This is a genomic window from Burkholderia anthina, from assembly GCF_001547525.1.
Lineage (GTDB): Bacteria > Pseudomonadota > Gammaproteobacteria > Burkholderiales > Burkholderiaceae > Burkholderia > Burkholderia semiarida.
In genome coordinates this window covers 2209483-2226583 of sequence record NZ_CM003768.1, presented here as the reverse complement: position 1 = coordinate 2226583, position 17101 = coordinate 2209483, and the positions used below count along the sequence as shown (strand labels likewise).

12 protein-coding genes are annotated in these 17101 nt (G+C 67.7%); 3 read left to right on the top strand and 9 right to left on the bottom strand.

Annotation, left to right across the window (positions count from 1 at the left end):
• Nucleotides 1–65: 65 nt before the first annotated feature.
• Nucleotides 66–1337 (bottom strand): MFS transporter, encoded by a 1272-nt coding sequence (locus tag WS64_RS10200; RefSeq protein WP_060966386.1) that lies wholly within the window; start codon nt 1335–1337, stop codon nt 66–68.
• Nucleotides 1338–1434: 97 nt separating this feature from the next.
• Between WS64_RS10200 and WS64_RS10195 the strand changes: the two genes are divergently transcribed.
• Nucleotides 1435–2364 (top strand): LysR family transcriptional regulator, encoded by a 930-nt coding sequence (locus WS64_RS10195; protein ID WP_059643700.1) that lies wholly within the window; start codon nt 1435–1437, stop codon nt 2362–2364.
• Nucleotides 2365–2551: 187 nt separating this feature from the next.
• On the opposite strand, the gene WS64_RS10190 is transcribed toward WS64_RS10195, so the two are convergent.
• From WS64_RS10190 to WS64_RS10160, 7 genes are all read right to left on the bottom strand, one after another.
• Nucleotides 2552–3385: an OmpW/AlkL family protein gene (locus tag WS64_RS10190; protein WP_060966385.1), complete on the bottom strand. Its 834-nt coding sequence runs from the start codon at nt 3383–3385 to the stop codon at nt 2552–2554.
• A gap of 18 nt (nt 3386–3403) precedes the next feature.
• Nucleotides 3404–4645, bottom strand: coding sequence for a DUF2957 domain-containing protein (locus WS64_RS10185; RefSeq protein WP_059578205.1), 1242 nt, complete (start codon nt 4643–4645; stop codon nt 3404–3406).
• A 147-nt stretch (nt 4646–4792) separates the two neighbouring features.
• Entirely contained in the window at nt 4793–6214 is a 1422-nt protein-coding gene (locus WS64_RS10180; RefSeq protein WP_059578207.1) for a DUF2957 domain-containing protein, read from the bottom strand.
• 433 nt (nt 6215–6647) lie between these two features.
• Nucleotides 6648–7598: an N-acetyl-gamma-glutamyl-phosphate reductase gene (argC, locus tag WS64_RS10175; RefSeq protein WP_059578210.1), complete on the bottom strand. Its 951-nt coding sequence runs from the start codon at nt 7596–7598 to the stop codon at nt 6648–6650.
• Nucleotides 7599–7763: 165 nt separating this feature from the next.
• The gene (locus WS64_RS10170; RefSeq protein WP_011546661.1) at nt 7764–8336 is read right to left on the bottom strand and encodes a flavodoxin family protein; all 573 of its coding nucleotides are present in this window, start codon (nt 8334–8336) and stop codon (nt 7764–7766) included.
• A 218-nt stretch (nt 8337–8554) separates the two neighbouring features.
• Nucleotides 8555–9151, bottom strand: coding sequence for a YbhB/YbcL family Raf kinase inhibitor-like protein (locus tag WS64_RS10165; RefSeq protein ID WP_060966384.1), 597 nt, complete (start codon nt 9149–9151; stop codon nt 8555–8557).
• Nucleotides 9152–9391: 240 nt separating this feature from the next.
• Nucleotides 9392–10078 (bottom strand): orotate phosphoribosyltransferase, encoded by a 687-nt coding sequence (locus WS64_RS10160; protein ID WP_059578215.1) that lies wholly within the window; start codon nt 10076–10078, stop codon nt 9392–9394.
• Nucleotides 10079–10537: 459 nt separating this feature from the next.
• Between WS64_RS10160 and WS64_RS10155 the strand changes: the two genes are divergently transcribed.
• Nucleotides 10538–12808, top strand: coding sequence for an NADP-dependent malic enzyme (locus WS64_RS10155; protein WP_059578218.1), 2271 nt, complete (start codon nt 10538–10540; stop codon nt 12806–12808).
• A gap of 165 nt (nt 12809–12973) precedes the next feature.
• Here the strand turns inward: WS64_RS10155 and WS64_RS10150 are convergent, their stop codons facing one another.
• Nucleotides 12974–16564 carry an indolepyruvate ferredoxin oxidoreductase family protein gene (locus WS64_RS10150; protein ID WP_060966383.1) on the bottom strand — a complete coding sequence of 1197 codons (3591 nt, stop codon included), beginning with the start codon at nt 16562–16564 and terminating at the stop codon, nt 12974–12976.
• 329 nt (nt 16565–16893) lie between these two features.
• On the opposite strand from WS64_RS10150, the gene WS64_RS10145 reads away from it, so the two are divergent.
• Nucleotides 16894–17088, top strand: coding sequence for a hypothetical protein (locus WS64_RS10145; RefSeq protein WP_059578224.1), 195 nt, complete (start codon nt 16894–16896; stop codon nt 17086–17088).
• Nucleotides 17089–17101: the final 13 nt, after the last annotated feature.

Sequence of the window (17101 nt, the reverse complement as noted above, 5' to 3'; positions counted from 1 at the left end):
AACGCCCCGTCCCTCGCGAGAGGGCGGGGCGTTCGGCTTTCGAGCGCCGCTTCACCGCTGCCCGCTTATGCACGCGGGCGATCGAACGCCGCGCGCCCGGCCGCCAGCCCGAACCCGGCCGCCGCGCCGGCGAACGCGAACCCGACGCCGCACACCGCGCTCCAGCCACCCCATGCCCATGCGCTGCCCGCAAGCGCCGCGCCGAGCGCGCCGCCGATGAAGAACACCCCGACGAACAGCCCGTTCAGGCGTCCGCGCGCGGCCGGGTTCAGCAGGTTGATCGCGCGGCGGCCGATCGTCTGGTCGACGATCACGCCTGCGTCGAGCAGCGCCGCGCCGCCGGCCAGCAGCGCGAGCGCGAGGCTGCGATGCGCGTACATATCGAAGCCGAACCAGCCCGCGCCGGCGATCCCGAGCACGGTCAGGGCCGCGAGCATCGTGCCGTGCGCGAGCCGCTGCGCGGCCGCGCCGTGGCCGCGGTCGCCCGCGCGGCCGGCGAGCGGCGTGACGATCGCGCCGCTGGCGCCGGCGAACGCGAACAGCGCAATGCCGTGCAGGTCGAGCGCGAACGGCGGTTGCGCGAGCCGCAGCCCGACGGCGGTCCAGAATGCGCTGAACGCGGCCATCGCGAGCGCGGCCGACAGCGCATGCCGGCGCAGCACCGGCTCGTCGGCGAGCAGGCGTCCCATCGACGCGAGCAACGCGCGGTAGCTGGCCGTGATCGACGGCGTGCGCGCCGGCAGGCGCAGCGCGAGCACGACGGCGATCGCCGCGTTCGCGAGCGCGGCCAGCAGATAGAACGCGCGCCAGCCGGCCGAGCCCGCGATCAGGCTCGCGAGCGGCCGCGACAGCAGGATTCCGAGCATCAGCCCGCTCATCACGTTGCCGACCGCGCGGCCGCGCTGCGCTTCGGGCGACATCGACGCGGCCATCGGCACCAGCATCTGGATCACGCTCGACGCGGCGCCGGCCGCGAGCGTCGCGAGCAGGAACACGGTGCCCGAGCGCGTGAAGGCGGGCAGCGCGAGCGCCGCCGCGCAGACGGCGAGCGTCGCGACGATCAGACGGCGGTTCTCGAGCAGGTCGACCAGCGGCACGAGCAACGCGAGCCCGGCCGCGTAGCCGAGCTGAGGCAGCATCGCGACGAGGCCGGCGAGGCCGGGCGGCAGGTGCAGGTCCGCGCTGATCGGGCCGGTCAGCGGTTGCGCGGCGAACAGGTTCATCACGATCACGCCGACCGTCGCGGCGAAGAACAGCGTCATGCCGGTGCTCAGCGCGGGCGGCGCGACGACGGACGGGGAAACGGGGGCAGGGCAGCGGTTGGCAGGGCAGTTCATCGGGAGGCTGGGTGGTGGAACGAAGGAATTCCCATCCTAGGCGCCCGATGTTTATGCGACAATTGAAATATGTCTAACATGATTATGCGAGTTTGTTTTGAATACGCGTGATCTCCAGGCCTTCGTCGCGGTCGTCGACAGCGGGTCGATGGTGGCCGCGGCCGCGAAACTCCATCTGACGCAGCCCGGCCTGACGCGGCGCGTGCAGAACCTCGAGACGCTGCTCGGCGTGCCGCTGCTCGAACGGCAGAGCAAGCCGCTGAAGCCGACCGCCGCCGGGCGCGACGTCTACGCGCTCGCGCGCAACGTGCTCGGCGCGGTCGACGAGCTGATGGCGGCGGGCGCGCCGGACGGCGAGCCGTCCGGCGAGTTGCGCATCGGCGTGCCGCCGTTCCTGTCCGAGCTCGCGCTCGAGCGGCCGATCGACCGGCTGCGCGAGGCGTTCCCGCGCCTCACGCTGCGCGTGACGGCCGGCTGGTCGCCCGCGCTGGTGCAGGGCATCGAGCGCGGCGCGCTCGACGTCGCGACCGTGATGGTGCCGGCGAGCGCGGCGCTGCCCGACGCGTTGACGGCGACGCAGCTCGCCACGCAGCCGACGGTGCTCGTCGCCGCGCGCGATTTCCCGCTGCCGGACGGCCCGCTGTCGCTCGACACGCTGTCGGGTTTTCCGTGGGTGCTGAGCCAGGACGGCTGCGGGATGCGCTCGGCGCTGAGCCGCGCGCTCGGCGCGGCCGGGCTGCCGTTCGACGTCGCGGTCGAGGCATTCGGCTCGGAGCTGCAGTTGTCGCTCGTCGCGCGCGGCGCCGGCATCGGCATCGCCGCGCCGAACGCGCTGGCGCGCAGCGCGCATCGCGACGCGCTGAGGGTGGTGGAAACGGCGGGGCTGGAAACGCGGATCAACGTGTGGATCGTGCACGGCACGTTGCCGGGCCGTCTCACGCGGCCTGTCGCGCTGCTGCGCGACGCATTGGGCGAGGTGCTCGAACGGGAGAACGAAAAGGGGTCAGGCGCCGTCACGGCGAACTAGAGGCCGCATTCGAGGGAAAATCCTTATTTTCTCTACGGAAATGTTGCATTGCGGAAACCGATTCGCTATAGTGACACCTGTCTCCTCCATGTCTCCTCTGATATGGATTCAGCCCGCCACTTAGGCGGGCTTTTTTTTTGCCTGCGATTGTGTCGCGGCCATCCATTCGCGCCGGCAGTCGCCGCGCTCAGAACTTGTACGTCATCCCGACGTAGCTGATGATCGGGTCCGCCTTCAGATCCGATTTCGACTCGGCGAGCACCGAGCCGTCGGCTGCCTTGATCGTCACCGTCGACGTCGTCTTCAGCGGGATGTAGGTCACCGACGCCACCAGCCCGAAGTGTTCCGTCAGGTTGTACTGCAGGCCCGCGTTGAACACCGGCTGCCACGACGACGACGCCTTCGCCTCCACCGAGGTCGTCCCCGGCTTGCCCGCGCCCGCCGCGAGGATCGCGCCGAGGTTGTCCTGCGTCTGCTTGATGAAGTTCGTGTTGAGCTGCAGGGCGCTGAACCAGTTGTACGACACGCCAAGGCCGAGGAACGGCCGGAATTTCGCGGTCGCCTGCCCGAAGTAGTACTGCAGGATCACCGCCGGGCTCCACTGCCGCACGCTCTTCACGATCGGGTTGACCGACCCGAGCCCGATGTTCTGCGTGCCGAGCGCGCCCGCCGGGCCCGGCGGCTTGATCGTGCCCTGGCCCGACACCTTGAACACCGGCGGCACGCCGGCCACCGACGTGACCGCGATGTGGTCGGTCAGGAAGTGGCTGACCGTCAGGCCGACCGTGTCGGCGCCGCTCGTGTGCAGCCCGGTGCCTGCCGACGTGAACGACGGCGGCAGCCGCAGCGGCGTGTTGATCGGCGTCGGCGCGACGTTGGTCGTCATCGGCGTGCTGCTCTGCTGCGGCATGATGTGGAACCAGCCCAGCGTGACGACGTTGCTGCCGGCGCTCTGCGCGTGCGCGGCGAGCGGCGCCACGGCGGCGGCGCCGGCCGCCGCGCAAAGAAGGGTTTTCTTCATCACGGCTTTCCCCTCCGCTTACTGTACGAATGCGCCGATCGTGAAATACGGCGTCGATCCTGCGTTGTCGAGGAAACCGAACACGCCACCCGAGAAGATGAACTTGCCGGTCGGCGACGTGCTGCCCGAACCCGTGTGGATCGTCGTGACCGTGCCCGGCACCTTCTGCGTGTAGTCGAGGTCGAGCACTCGCGTGAGCGACGCCTGCGACGGCTGGAACGGATCGAGCAGCGTGGCCTGCTTGTCGATCAGCGCGGTGGTCCGGTAATCGAACTGGCTGTCGACGCCGATGTACTCGCCGTTCTGCGAACCGGCCGCGACGGCCGTCTGCGGCGCGAGGATCGAGATGCTCGATTCGTCGTCGGCGGTCAGGCCCGGCACGCCGTTGCTGTCCGGCGTCGGGTTCGGGTTCGCGACCCCCGTGCGCACGAGGATCGGCACGAGCTGGTTGCGCAGCTTGCCGACGATCATGAAGCCCTTGCCCTGCGGCGTGGCCGACAGCGTCGGCTTCATCTGGCTCGCGTAGTTGTTCGACTGGAACGCGCCGCTGCCGTCGGCCGACTGCACGAAATTCGTGCCCTGCTGCGTGCACGCGCCGCCGGCGAACTGGCCGGTCGTGTCGCACTTGGTCCACGTGCCGTCCGCGTTGATCGTCACCTTCGCGTCGATCGACGCCGGCGCGAATTTCTGCGACGGCACTTCGCCGAAGCCGATGTGGCTGTACGTGCCCGCGACCTTCGTGATGTCCGTTTCGATCGACGAGAAGCCGATGAACGGGTAGTACGGGAATTTCGTGTCGGGCACCGCGGCCTGGCCGAGCACGCCGTCGAACTGGATCTCCTTGCCGGGAATCGTGCCGCCCGCGACGCCGAAGCCGACGAAGATGCGCGCCGGACGCGACGCATCGAGGCTCCCGCCGTTCAGGCGGAATGCGCACTGGTTCAGCTTGTTGGTCGGCAGCAGCGTTTCCTGCGTGAGCGTGCCGCTGTCGACCGTGCCCGCGCGGGTCGGCACGACGGTGCCGGTCTTTTGCGGCACCGGCGATTCGACATAGGTGACCTGCCAGGTCATCTTGGTCGTGTCGAGCTGGACTTTCGCGAGTTCGCCGCTGCCCGCGCCGCCCGTGAACACGGTGTTGTAGTCGAGCGTGGCGGGGCAAAGCCGCTCCTCGACGAGCGGCGGCGGATTGTCGCTGCCGCCGCCGCAAGCGGAAAGAAGGGGGGCGGCGGCAGCGGCCGCCAGAATGAGGTTGCGCTTCATGTTGCTCCTCCAGATTTGTCTTGTGTGGCGGCCAGCTCCCTGTCGGCCGCTTCTGTTGGTCGTGCTCGTCCTGCCCGCGCCGTGCCGGGCGCCTTCGTGCCTTCCCTGCAACGCGCGGCGGCAGGCCGGCCGCCGCGTCCTCGATCGCTACTTGCTGATCTGCGCGCCCACGCCGAAGTACGGGGTCGACGACGTCGTCGAATTCGCCGACGTTGCCGTGACGCCGCCGTTCACCGTGCCCTGGATCAACGCCGCGTACAGCCCGCCCGTCGCGATCACCACGCCCGATGCCGACGGGTAGCTCGCGCCGCTCGGCGGGGCGGTCTTTGCGTTCAGCAGGCCGGGCGTCGTCTGGCCGTAGTCGAGCGTGAAGCCGTCTTCCTCGGCCTGCGTGGACGGGTTGATGAACGACGCATTGCCGCCGCGGATCAGCGCGGCCGTGTACTTGAAGTTCGAGTCCGCGCCCGCGTAGCCGCCGTCGATCGCGCCCGACGTGATCGCCGTCGCCGCGCCGAGCACCGCGATGCCCGATTCGTCGTCGACCTGCGCATCGAGGTGCAGCGGCGGCGTGCCGAGGTTCACGTTGCCCGTGCGCACGATCACCGGCACCGTCGCGCCGTTGAGCTGGCCGATCACCATGTGCGCGGTCGCCGACTTGCCGGTCGCGCCGACGATCGGCAGTTGCGTCTGCGGCAGTGTCTGTGGCGCCTTGGCGCTGTCGAAGTAGCCGCCGTTCGCGCTTGCCTTCCACGGATCGCCGGTCGTCTGGCAGCCGCCCGCCCCGCTCGACGTGCACGCGCCGTTCGCATCGAACGTCTCGCTCGAGTTCGAGCCCTTGGTCGCGTAGTTGCCCGACGGCACGAGGTGGTAGAGCAGCGCGTTGTACGTGCCCGGCAGCTTCGAGAGGTCGGTCGTCGTGTTCGCGAAGCCGAGGAACGGATAGAAGTCGAAGTGACGGTTCGGCACCTGGCCGACGTTCTGCACGACGCCGGGGATGATCGTCAGCCCGTCGTACTGGATCGTCGCGCCGGGAATGCCGCCGCCCGCCACGCCCATGCCGACCAGCAGCATCGGCGGGTTCGCCTGGTTGAAGTCGGCGGCCGTCGAATACGTCGAGCCGTCCGGCGCGGGGCCCGTGCCCGGCGTGAGGACGAACGCGCAGCGCGTCTGCTCGGCGGTCGGCAGCGTGCCGGTCGGCGGATGAACGACCTTGCCGGTGATGGTCGTGCCGACGCGGCTCGGCGTGACGGTGCCCGTCTTCAGCGGAATCGGAGATTCGAGCCACTTGAGCGTGTAGGTCATCGCGACCGCGTCGATGTTGACGCTGACGATCTCGCCGCTACCGGCGCCGCCGAGATACGTGCTCTTCACGATGTCCGCGTTGGCCGGGCACAATGCGCCGTTGATCGGCTGCGAAGGCGGCTGCCCTTGCGGGCCGCAGCTCGAGCCGGAACATTGGGGCGCATCGATCGGCGCGAGCGCGCCGCCGGAGTCCCCCCCGCCACATGCAACCAGGAAAGGGGCAATGGCAAAGGCCGTTGCCACCCCCTTCGATAAGGTGTGCGACATGCCGCTGTCTCCAATCGTTTAATTGTGCGAGCTAATGTCGCTGCCTGTGTTTTTGCTGTCAATTGATGAACCCGTCTAAAAAAGGCGATTGAAACGGGATCTTCCAATTGAATCCTTTCCTGATAATGCAATTGGTAAGAATTTAAACGCGAGACAGGCTGTCGAAAGCTGCCGGAGTGGGGCGTGCGCGACGCCCGGCAGGCTCTCGCGGCGCCTTCCCGCGTATAACGGCAGCGTTTGAATTGACGGGTATCCGGTTTATCCCTATTCGGGATTGACTGGATAAGGAGGGGTTGGATTAATTCGCTGATAATCGCGCAATGGAAAGCTTGTAAATATTTGTAAATGCGCGATCCGGAGTTTTATATATTGCCTGATACGGGTAAATAAAAAGCCGGCCAGTGGCCGGCTTTGCATGGCATGCGAGGCTGAATCAGCGTTTGAGGCCTGCGTCCTCGGCCGCGCCGATGTTCAGGTTCATGCACTGGATCGCGGCGCCCGACGCGCCCTTGCCGAGGTTGTCGAGGCGCGCGACGGTGACGAAGCGCTCCGCGTTGCCGAACACGAACAGGTCGACGCGGTTCGTGTCGTTGTTCGCCTGCACGTCGAAGAAGCCGCCGTCGAGGTTCGCGTCCGCGTCGAACGGTGCGACGCGCACGAACGCCTCGTCCGCGTAGTACTCGGCGAACACGCGCTGCACGTCCTGCGGCGTCGCGCGCTTCGCGAGCTGCTCGGGCGTGAAGTAGGTCGTCACCGCGAGGCCCTTCAGGAACGGGCCGACGATCGGCGTGAAGATCGGTGCGTTCGCGAGGCCCGTGTGCGCGGCCATTTCCGGCAGGTGCTTGTGCGCGAGGCCGAGCGCGTACGGGCGCGGGCTCGCGAGCTTGCCGCCCGGCGCGGCGTTTTCGTATTCGGCGATCATCGACTTGCCGCCGCCGCTGTAGCCGGTGATCGAGTAGCTGTGCGCGGCGAACGTCGGCGCGACGATGCCCGCGTCGACGAGCGGACGCATCGCGAGCACGAACGCCGATGCATGGCAGCCGGGCACCGCGATGCGCTTCGACGTGCGAATCTTCTCGCGCTGCGCGCGGGTCAGTTCCGGCAGGCCGTACGCCCAGTCGGCATGCGTGCGGAACGCGGTGCTCGCGTCGATCAGCGTGGTGTTCGGGTTCTCGACGAGCGACGCGGATTCGCGCGACGCGACGTCCGGCAGGCACAGGAACGTGACGTCCGACGCGTTGATCAGGCGGCGGCGCTCGTCGACGTCCTTGCGCTTCGCTTCCTCGATGCGCAGGATCTCGATGTCGCTGCGTGCCGACAGGTATTCGAAGATCTTGAGGCCGGTCGTGCCTTCCTGGCCGTCGACAAAAACTTTGGTGCTCATTTCGCTCTCACTGGATGAAACGGGAGCCGCGGCGCCCTGAAACCGCCATTTTAAGACGTCATCCGGCGGCGCTGTGCCGCGCGGGACGAAAAAAGACGGCCGGCGGCCGTCTTCGTGTCCCTTTGACGCCCGCGCCGATACGCGCGCGGCCGGGGGAGGGCGTGCTCAGCGGGCGCCGGCGTCCCAGCGGGCGGTCGCTTCGGCGACGCGCCGGCCGAATGCCTTGCCGGTTTCGAGGTCGCCCGGCAGCGGGCCCTCGTCGGGCGTCGCATCGGCCGGCGACTGCGCGAGCAGGCCCGTGGAGCCGCCGAGATAGTTGATGTCGTTGCGCGTGGCCGCCTTCGAGTTCGCCGGCATCAGGCTCGTGCCGACCCACACCATCCCATGCTGCATCGCCAGCGTGACGAAATATTGAATCGTCGAGAACTTGTCGCCGTTCATCGTCGCCGAGTTCGTGAAGCCCGCGGCGATCTTGTCCTTCCACTTCTGCGTGAACCACGCTTTCGACGTGGCATCGGCGAATTGCTTGAACTGCGCCGACGGGCCGCCCATGTAGGTCGGCGCGCCGAAGACGATCGCGTCGGCCGCGTCGAGCGCGGCCCAGCCCGCGTCGTCGAGGTCGCCGACGGCGATCAGGCGCACGTTCGCGCCGGCGTCCTGCGCGCCCGCATGCACGGCCTCGGCCAGTTTCTGCGTGTGACCGTAGCCGCTGTGATAGACGATGACGATGTTCGACATGAAGCGTTCTCCGGAAAGGGACGGGAACGGCGGGCCGCCGCGGCTCGCCGCGTCACGCGTCGCCGGCAGGCGGCGCGACGGTCGCGCGGCGGGGCATGCCGCGACCGGTGACGACGAGTCTAGCAAGCCGAAATGACGAGACAACGTGCGCGCGCGGCGTACTGAAATTCGCGGCGGCCGGCAATCGCGGCGCCGCCGCCGGGCGAGGCACGGCGCGGCTACTGCCCGTACGTGACCGTGAGTCGCGCGGTGCCGATCGCGAGCGTGCCGATCTCGTGCTCGAACATCGGCGCGGGGCGGCCCTGCGACACGCGCAGGTCGGTGCCTTTCAGCGCGTAGACGGTGATCACGTAGCGATGCGGCTTGCCGGGCGGCGGGCACGGACCGCCGTAACCGTCGATCCCGTAGTCGTTGCGCGCCTCGCTCGCGCCGATGCGGCGCAGGAAGCCGGATGCGCTCGCGTCGGCCGGCAGGCTCGTGACGGTCGCCGGAATGCCGGCCACGGCCCAGTGCCACCAGCCGTGCCCGGGCGCGTCGGGATCGAAGATCGTGACCGCGTAGCCGCGCGTGCCGGGCGGCGGGTTGTGCCATGCGAGTTGCGGCGAGCGGTTCGCGCCCTTGCAGTCGCCGCGGTCGAACACGTTCGCGGCCCGCACGCGGGCGCCGGGCGTCAGGTCGTCGCTCGTCACGGTGAACGGGCCTTCCGCATGCGCGGGCACTGCCGCGAAAACGGCGGCGCAGAGGAGGGCAGGGAGGAGGAACGGAGACGGGCGACCCGATGGCGCAGGCGGAGCGATCCGGCGATCCACACGCATATGGCGCTTCTCCCGTCACGTGGGCCGGACCGAGACGCCCGGCATTGTTGGCGTTGTGTGTTGCCCGCGCAGCTGAGGGCGGCGATGGATCAAGTCTAGCATTAGGGTTCGATGAGCGATGCCCACCGCCGCCCGCGATTGCGCTCGGTCAGGGTGCATGGCAACGGACGAAAAAAAGCCGCCTGCGGTGAAGCAGGCGGCTTGTTCAGCCAGTGCGCCGGCATGCATGCCGGCGTGGCGTCATTCCTTCGCGGCCGTCGCGCCGCCGTGCGCGGCCGACCATTCGGCCGGTGCGTGCAGGAATTTCTCGACTTCGTCGAGCGTCTTCGTCTCGAAGTAGCCCGAGGCCTTCGCGACGCGCAGCACGTCCCACCACGTGGCGAGCGCGTGCAGGTCGACGTCGATGTCCTTCAGGACCGACACGCTTTCCTTGAAGATGTCGTAGTGGAACAGCACGAAGCAGTGGTTCACCGTCGCGCCCGCGGTGCGCAGCGCGTTGACGAAGTTGATCTTGCTGCGGCTGTCGGTCGTCAGGTCTTCCACCAGCAGCACGCGCGAGCCTTCCTCGAGATGGCCTTCGATCTGCGCATTGCGGCCGAAACCCTTCGGCTTTTTGCGCACGTACTGCATCGGCACCATCATCCGGTCCGCGATCCATGCCGCGAACGGGATGCCGGCCGTCTCGCCGCCCGCCACCGCGTCGATCTGCTCGAAGCCGATGTCGCGCGTGATCGTCGTTTCCGCCATTTCCATCAGCGCACGGCGCACGCGCGGATACGAGATCAGCTTGCGGCAGTCGATATAGACGGGGCTTGCCCAGCCGGACGTGAAGATGAACGGTTTTTCGGCATTGAAGTGCACCGCCTGCACTTCGAGCAGGATTTTGGCGGTCGTATCCGAGATCGACTGACGATCGTAGCCTGTCATGGGCATTCCTTGGGTGATGAGCGAGGAGCGGGCGCGGGCCCGGTGGCGCAGCAAGGGGAACCTGCCCGGAGGGCCGGGGCGCGATCGGCAGGCCGACCGCATCGCTGCGCGCGTAGCCGGCTATTTTACCCGATCCAGGCCGGTTTTCGGCGGAATTCGCGCGGTTCGGCGCGCGGCTCACCACAGGCGAAACAAATGGGGCGCGACCAGTCCGATGCGGATGCCGGGGATGCGGCGGTGCACCAACGGAGGTCATTTAGGGGGTGTACACTAGGCGACCCTAAGAAATCGTTCAGTACTTTGTACTTTCCTCTTGCCATCCGCCAAGGTTCGATGGCGTGCCGATCCGGCGCGTCGCGGGCCGTCTCGCAGTCGACCATCCCCTCGATTCAAGCAGACGCGGCCGAAGGTGCTGTGTACTGAGTCGTCAATATTTCGCATGTCTCTCGCAGGTCAATCATGGACGAACAACTGAAGCAGGCCGCTCTCGCTTATCACCTGAACCCGAAACCCGGCAAGATTTCGGTCACCCCGACCAAGCCGCTGTCGAACCAGCTCGATCTGTCGCTCGCGTATTCGCCGGGCGTCGCCGCCGCGTGCGAGGCGATCCACGCCGATCCGCTCGACGCGCAGAAGTACACGTCGCGCGGCAACCTCGTCGGCGTCATCACCAACGGCACGGCCGTGCTCGGTCTGGGCAACATCGGCCCGCTCGCCGCGAAGCCGGTGATGGAAGGCAAGGGCTGCCTCTTCAAGAAATTCGCGGGCATCGACGTGTTCGACATCGAACTGTCGGAGTCCGACCCCGACAAGCTCGTCGAGGCGATCGCGATGCTCGAGCCGACGCTCGGCGGCATCAACCTCGAGGACATCAAGGCGCCGGAATGCTTCTACATCGAGCAGAAGCTGCGCGAGCGCATGAAGATTCCCGTCTTCCACGACGATCAGCACGGCACCGCGATCATCGCGTCGGCCGCGATCCTGAACGGCCTGAAGGTCGTCGGCAAGAAACTCGCCGACGTGAAGCTCGTGTGTTCGGGCGCCGGCGCGGCCGCGATCGCGTGCCTGGACCTGCTGGTGAACCTCGGCCTCACGAAGTCGAACATCCTCGTCGCCGATTCGAAGGGCGTGATCTACGAAGGGCGCGGCAACCTCGATCCGTCGAAGCAGCGCTATGCGGCGAACACCGACGCGCGCTCGCTCGCCGACGCGATCGTCGGCGCGGACGTGTTCCTCGGCTGCTCGAGCGCGGGCGTGCTGAAGCAGGACATGGTCAAGACGATGGGCGACAAGCCGCTGATCCTGGCGCTCGCGAACCCGGAACCGGAAATCCGCCCGGAAGACGCGAAAGCCGTGCGCCCGGACGCGATCGTCGCGACCGGCCGCTCGGACTACCCGAACCAGGTCAACAACGTGCTGTGCTTCCCGTTCATCTTCCGCGGCGCCCTCGACGTCGGCGCGACGACGATCACGGAAGAAATGAAGCTCGCGTGCGTGCGCGCGATCGCCGAGCTGGCCCAGGAAACCGACCAGAGCGAGGAAGTCGCGAAGGCGTACGAAGGCCATTCGCTCGAATTCGGGCCGGACTACCTGATTCCGAAGCCGTTCGATCCGCGCCTGATCATCAAGATCGCGCCGGCCGTCGCTCAGGCCGCGATGGATTCGGGCGTCGCCACGCGCCCGATCCAGGACATGGACGCCTATCGCGAGCAGCTCGGCGCGACCGTCTACCGCACCGGCATGGTGATGCGCCCCGTGTTCGCGACCGCGAAGCAGAAGGAGGCCCGCATCGTGTTCGCCGAGGGCGAGGACGAGCGCGTGCTGCGCGCCGCGCAGTTCGTGCTGCTGGAAAAGATCGCGAAGCCGATCATCATCGGCCGTCCGTCGGTCGTCGACATGCGCCTCGCGAAGATCGGCTCGAAGCTGAAGGCCGGCACCGATTTCGAAATCGTCGATCCGGAAGACGATGCGCGCTACCACCGCTACTGGCAGGCGTATCAGGAGATCGGCGCGCGCGACGGCGTGACGCCGGAAGTCGCGAAGGCCGCGATGCGCAAGTTCAACACGCTGATCGGCGCGATGCTCGTGCATCTGGGCGACGCGGACGGGATGATCTGCGGGATGATCGACACGTTCCACAGCCACCTGAAGTTCATCGAGCAGGTGCTGGGCCGCGCGAAGGGTGCCGAGCACTTCGCCGCGATGAACCTGCTGATGCTGCCGGGCCGCAACCTGTTCGTGTGCGACACGTACGTGAACGAGCTGCCGAGCGCCGACCAGCTCGCCGACATGACGATCCAGGCCGCGGCCGAGATCGAGCGCTTCGGCATCACGCCGAAGGCCGCGCTGCTGTCGAACTCGAACTTCGGCAGCGCGCCGTCGGCGTCGTCGCGCCGGATGGCCGAGGCGCGCAAGCTGATCGTCGAACGTGCGCCGAACCTCGAAGTCGACGGCGAAATGCACGGCGACGCGGCATTGTCGGAACTGATCCGCAAGCAGGCGTTCCCGGGCACGACGCTGTCGGGCGAGGCGAACCTGCTGATCATGCCGAACGTCGAAGCGGCGAACATCGCGTACAACCTGCTGAAGATGGTCGGCGGCGAAGGCGTGACGGTCGGCCCGTTCCTGCTCGGCGCGGCCAAGCCCGTCCACATCCTGACCCCGGCCGCGACCGTACGCCGGATCATCAACATGACGGCCGTTGCCGCCGCGAACGTGAACACGAAGTAAGTCCACGCCCGCGGGCGTCGCGCGTCACGCGCGGCGCAATGAAAAAGCCACGGAACCTGCGTTCCGTGGCTTTTTTTCGCGTGAACCGTAACGGGCGAGGGCGGGGGGCGGCAGGACGTCAGGAAGATCGTCCGGAACGCGCCCGCCCGCGGCGCGCGCCGTTCGTTAAGCGACCTGCTGGTGCGACTGGCCGCCTGCCGGCGAACGCCATTTCGCGAGCAGCGCGTCCCATTTCTGGCGTACCGCGCGCAGGTTGTTCTCCTTCACGTGGCCGTAGCCGCGAATGCCGTCCGGCAGCGCCGCGAGCTCGAGCGCGAGCGGGCGGTTGGCCGCGGTCAGCTTGGCCAGCACCTCGCCGATCAGCGCTTCGTACTCGCCGATCAGCGCGCGCTCGGTGCGGCGCTCCGCAGTGCGGCCGAACGGGTCGAGCGCCGTGCCGCGCAGGAACTTCGCCTTCGCGAGCAGCCGGAATGCCGACATCATCCACGGGCCGTACGCCTTCTTCACGAGATGGCCGTGCGCATCCGTCTTCGCGAACAGCGGCGGCGCGAGGTGGAATTTCAGCTTCCAGTCGCCTTCGAACTGCGCGGTCAGGCGCGCGAGGAACGCAGGGTCGGATTGCAGCCGCGCGACCTCGTATTCGTCCTTGTACGCCATCAGCTTGAACAGGTTGCGCGCGACCGCTTCGGTCAGCGGCTCCTGCATCGCGTCGCCGTCCGCGAGCGCTCGTTCGGTCGCGCGCACCTTGTCGACGAAGGCCGCATAACGCGACGCGTAAGCGGCGTTCTGGTACGCGGTGAGGAATTCCACGCGCTTCGCGATCAGCGCGTCGACCGCCTTCCTCGTGTGCAGCGAGATCACCGTGGCGCCCTGCGCGGGGCGAACGTCGCCGGCCGCGGCCTGCTTCACGCTGGCCAGGTCGTACGCGGCGCGGCGGCCCCAGTCGAAGGCCGCGCGGTTCTTCTCGACCGACACCGCATTCAGCTCGATCGCGCGTTCGAGCGACGCGAGCGTCAGCGGCAGCCAGCCCTTCTGCCATGCGTAGCCGAGCACGAACGGGTTCGTGTAGATCGCGTCGCCGAGCAGCGCGACCGCGAAGCGGTTCGCGTCGATGAAGTCCACCGCTTCACCGGCGGCCGCGCGGATGTCGTTCTCGGCGGACAGGCCGGGGAACGCCCAGTTCGGGTTCTTGATGAACTCGGCGGTCGGCGTCTGCGCGCTGTTGACCACCACGCGCGTCGCGTCGTGCCGCATCCGCGACGTGCATTCGTCGCCGGCCGTGACGATCGCGTCGCAGCCGATCACGAGATCGGCTTCACCCATCGCGATCCGCGTCGCATGGATGTCGGTCGGCGCGTGCGAGATCTGCACGTGGCTCATCACGGCGCCGCCTTTCTGCGCGAGGCCCGTGACGTCGAGCACGGTCACGCCCTTGTTCTCCAGGTGCGCGGCCATCCCGAGCAGCGCGCCGATCGTGACGACGCCCGTGCCGCCCACGCCGGTGACGAGCACGCCGTACGCACGGTCGATCGCCGGCAGCGTCGGTTCCGGAATCGGCGGCAATGCGCTGCCGTCGACCGACACGGCCTTCGGCTTCTTCAACTGGCCGCCCTCGACCGTGACGAAGCTCGGGCAGAAGCCCTTCACGCACGAGAAGTCCTTGTTGCAGCTCGACTGGTTGATCTGGCGCTTCGTACCGAATTCGGTCTCCAGCGGCTCGACCGACAGGCAGTTCGACTGCACCGAGCAGTCGCCGCAGCCTTCGCACACCGCTTCGTTGATCACGACGCGTTTCGCCGGGTCCGGATACGTGCCGCGTTTGCGGCGGCGGCGCTTCTCGGTCGCGCAGGTCTGGTCGTAGATCAGGATCGTCGTGCCTTCGATCTCGCGCAGCTCGCGCTGCACGTCGTCGAGCTGGTCGCGGTGATGGATCGTCACGCCCGGCGCGAGCAGCGCCTTCTGGCTGTCGTACTTCTCCGGCTCGTCGGTGACGATCACGATCTTCTTCGCGCCTTCGGACGCGAGCTGGTGCGTGATCTGCGGCACCGTCAGCACGCCGTCGACCGGCTGGCCGCCCGTCATCGCCACCGCGTCGTTGTAGAGGATCTTGTAGGTGATGTTCGCCTTCGACGAGATCGCCGCGCGCACCGCGAGCAGCCCCGAATGGAAATAGGTGCCGTCGCCGAGGTTCGCGAACACGTGCTTCTCGTCCGTGAACGGCGCTTGGCCGATCCACGGCACGCCTTCGCCGCCCATCTGGCTGAAGGTGCTCGTGCTGCGGTCCATCCACACGGTCATGTAGTGGCAGCCGATCCCGGCGATCGCGCGCGAGCCTTCCGGCACGTTCGTCGACGTGTTGTGCGGGCAGCCCGAGCAGAACCACGGCTTGCGCTCGGTCTGCACGTGCGGCTTCGCGAGCGCCATTTCCTTCGCGTTGATCACCGCGAGCCGCGCCGCGATGCGCGCGCGCACGTCGGACGGCAATTCGAATTTATCGAGCCGCGTCGCGATCGCCTTCGCGATGATCGCGGGCGACAGCTCGTAGTGCGCGGGCAGCAGCCAGTTGCCCATCGGCACCGACCATTCGCCGCCGGCGCCGTCCTTCTCGTCGAACTTGCCGAACACGCGCGGGCGTTGCGCATCGGGCCAGTTGTACAACTCTTCCTTGATCGCGTATTCGAGGATCTGGCGCTTTTCCTCGACCACCAGGATTTCGTCGAGGCCGCGCGCGAACGCCTGCGCGCCCTGCGCTTCGAGCGGCCACACGCAGCCGACCTTGTAGAGCCGGATGCCGATCCGCGCGCAGGTTTCGTCGTCGAGGCCGAGGTCGATCAGCGCCTGGCGCACGTCGAGGTACGCCTTGCCGCCGGTCATGATCCCGAAGCGCGCGCTCGGCGAATCGATCTCGATCCGGTCGAGCTTGTTCGCACGCACGTAGGCGAGCGCCGCGTACCACTTGTAGTCGAGCAGCCGCGCTTCCTGCACGAGCGGCGGATCGGGCCAGCGGATGTTCAGCCCGCCTTCCGGCAGGATGAAATCGGTCGGCAGCACGATCTCGGTGCGATGCGGGTCGATGTCGACCGACGCCGACGATTCGACGACGTCCGTCACGCACTTGAGCGCGACCCACAGGCCCGAGTAGCGGCTCATCGCCCAGCCGTGCAGGCCGAAATCGAGATATTCCTGCACGTTGGACGGGAACAGCACCGGCAGCCCGCAGGCCTTGAAGATGTGCTCGGACTGGTGCGCGAGCGTCGACGATTTCGCCGCGTGGTCGTCGCCGGCGAGCACGAGCACGCCGCCGTGCTGCGATGAGCCGGCCGAGTTCGCGTGCTTGAAGACGTCGCCGGTGCGATCGACGCCCGGGCCCTTGCCGTACCACATGCCGAACACGCCGTCGTATTTCGCGCCGGGGTACAGGTTCACCTGCTGCGAACCCCACACGGCCGTGGCGGCGAGATCTTCGTTGAGGCCGGGCTGGAAGACGATCTGGTGGGCGGCCAGGTGCTGCTTGGCTTTCCATAGCGACAGATCGAGGCCGCCGAGCGGCGAGCCGCGGTAGCCGGAGATGAAGCCGGCCGTATTGAGACCGGCGGCGCGGTCGCGTTCCTGCTGGAGCATCGGTAAGCGCACGAGGGCCTGGATGCCGCTCATGTACGCGCGGCCGCGTTCCAGCGTGTATTTGTCGTCAAGCGTGACGGACTTCAGCGCGGCTTCTAGCGACGCGCGTTGGTCTGCGTCTAGCGGGGCATTCATTAACTGTCTCCTCCACCCGGTCTGGGATCACCAAAACTTCGGTTGCGTCGGCATCTTTTGGACGCGTCGGCAGTGGCCGGCATGTTCGCCGGTTTTAAGGGATGGTAGCACTGGGGCAAACCCGCCGCCCATCGGTCGCGACGCAGGGCAGGGGCGTCCGCACATCGCGAAACAGGGCGAGATCATGGGTTACATCATGTAAAAGCATGTAAAGCCGCATCGATCTGCGGGCAAATGCCGTTAATCTTGTCGGCCTGCCGGAGGTGCCCGGCCGCGTGGGTGCGTTCCGACGCGCTCGGGGAGGCGCCGGCAGTTTTACAGGAGGTGCAATGAACACACGTCATATCCAGAGTTTCCTGATCGTGTCCGCCGCGTTTTTCGCGATGACCGGCCCGGTGCGTGCGCAAGGCGCGAGCGCGCTGGCGGCAGCCGGCGCGCAGATGCTTCAGATCGTGCCGGCCCAGGACGCCGTGGCACAGCCGTCGGCCGCGCGTGCCGCCGAGTCGAAGGCGAGCGTGCGTTGATGCGATCGCGCGG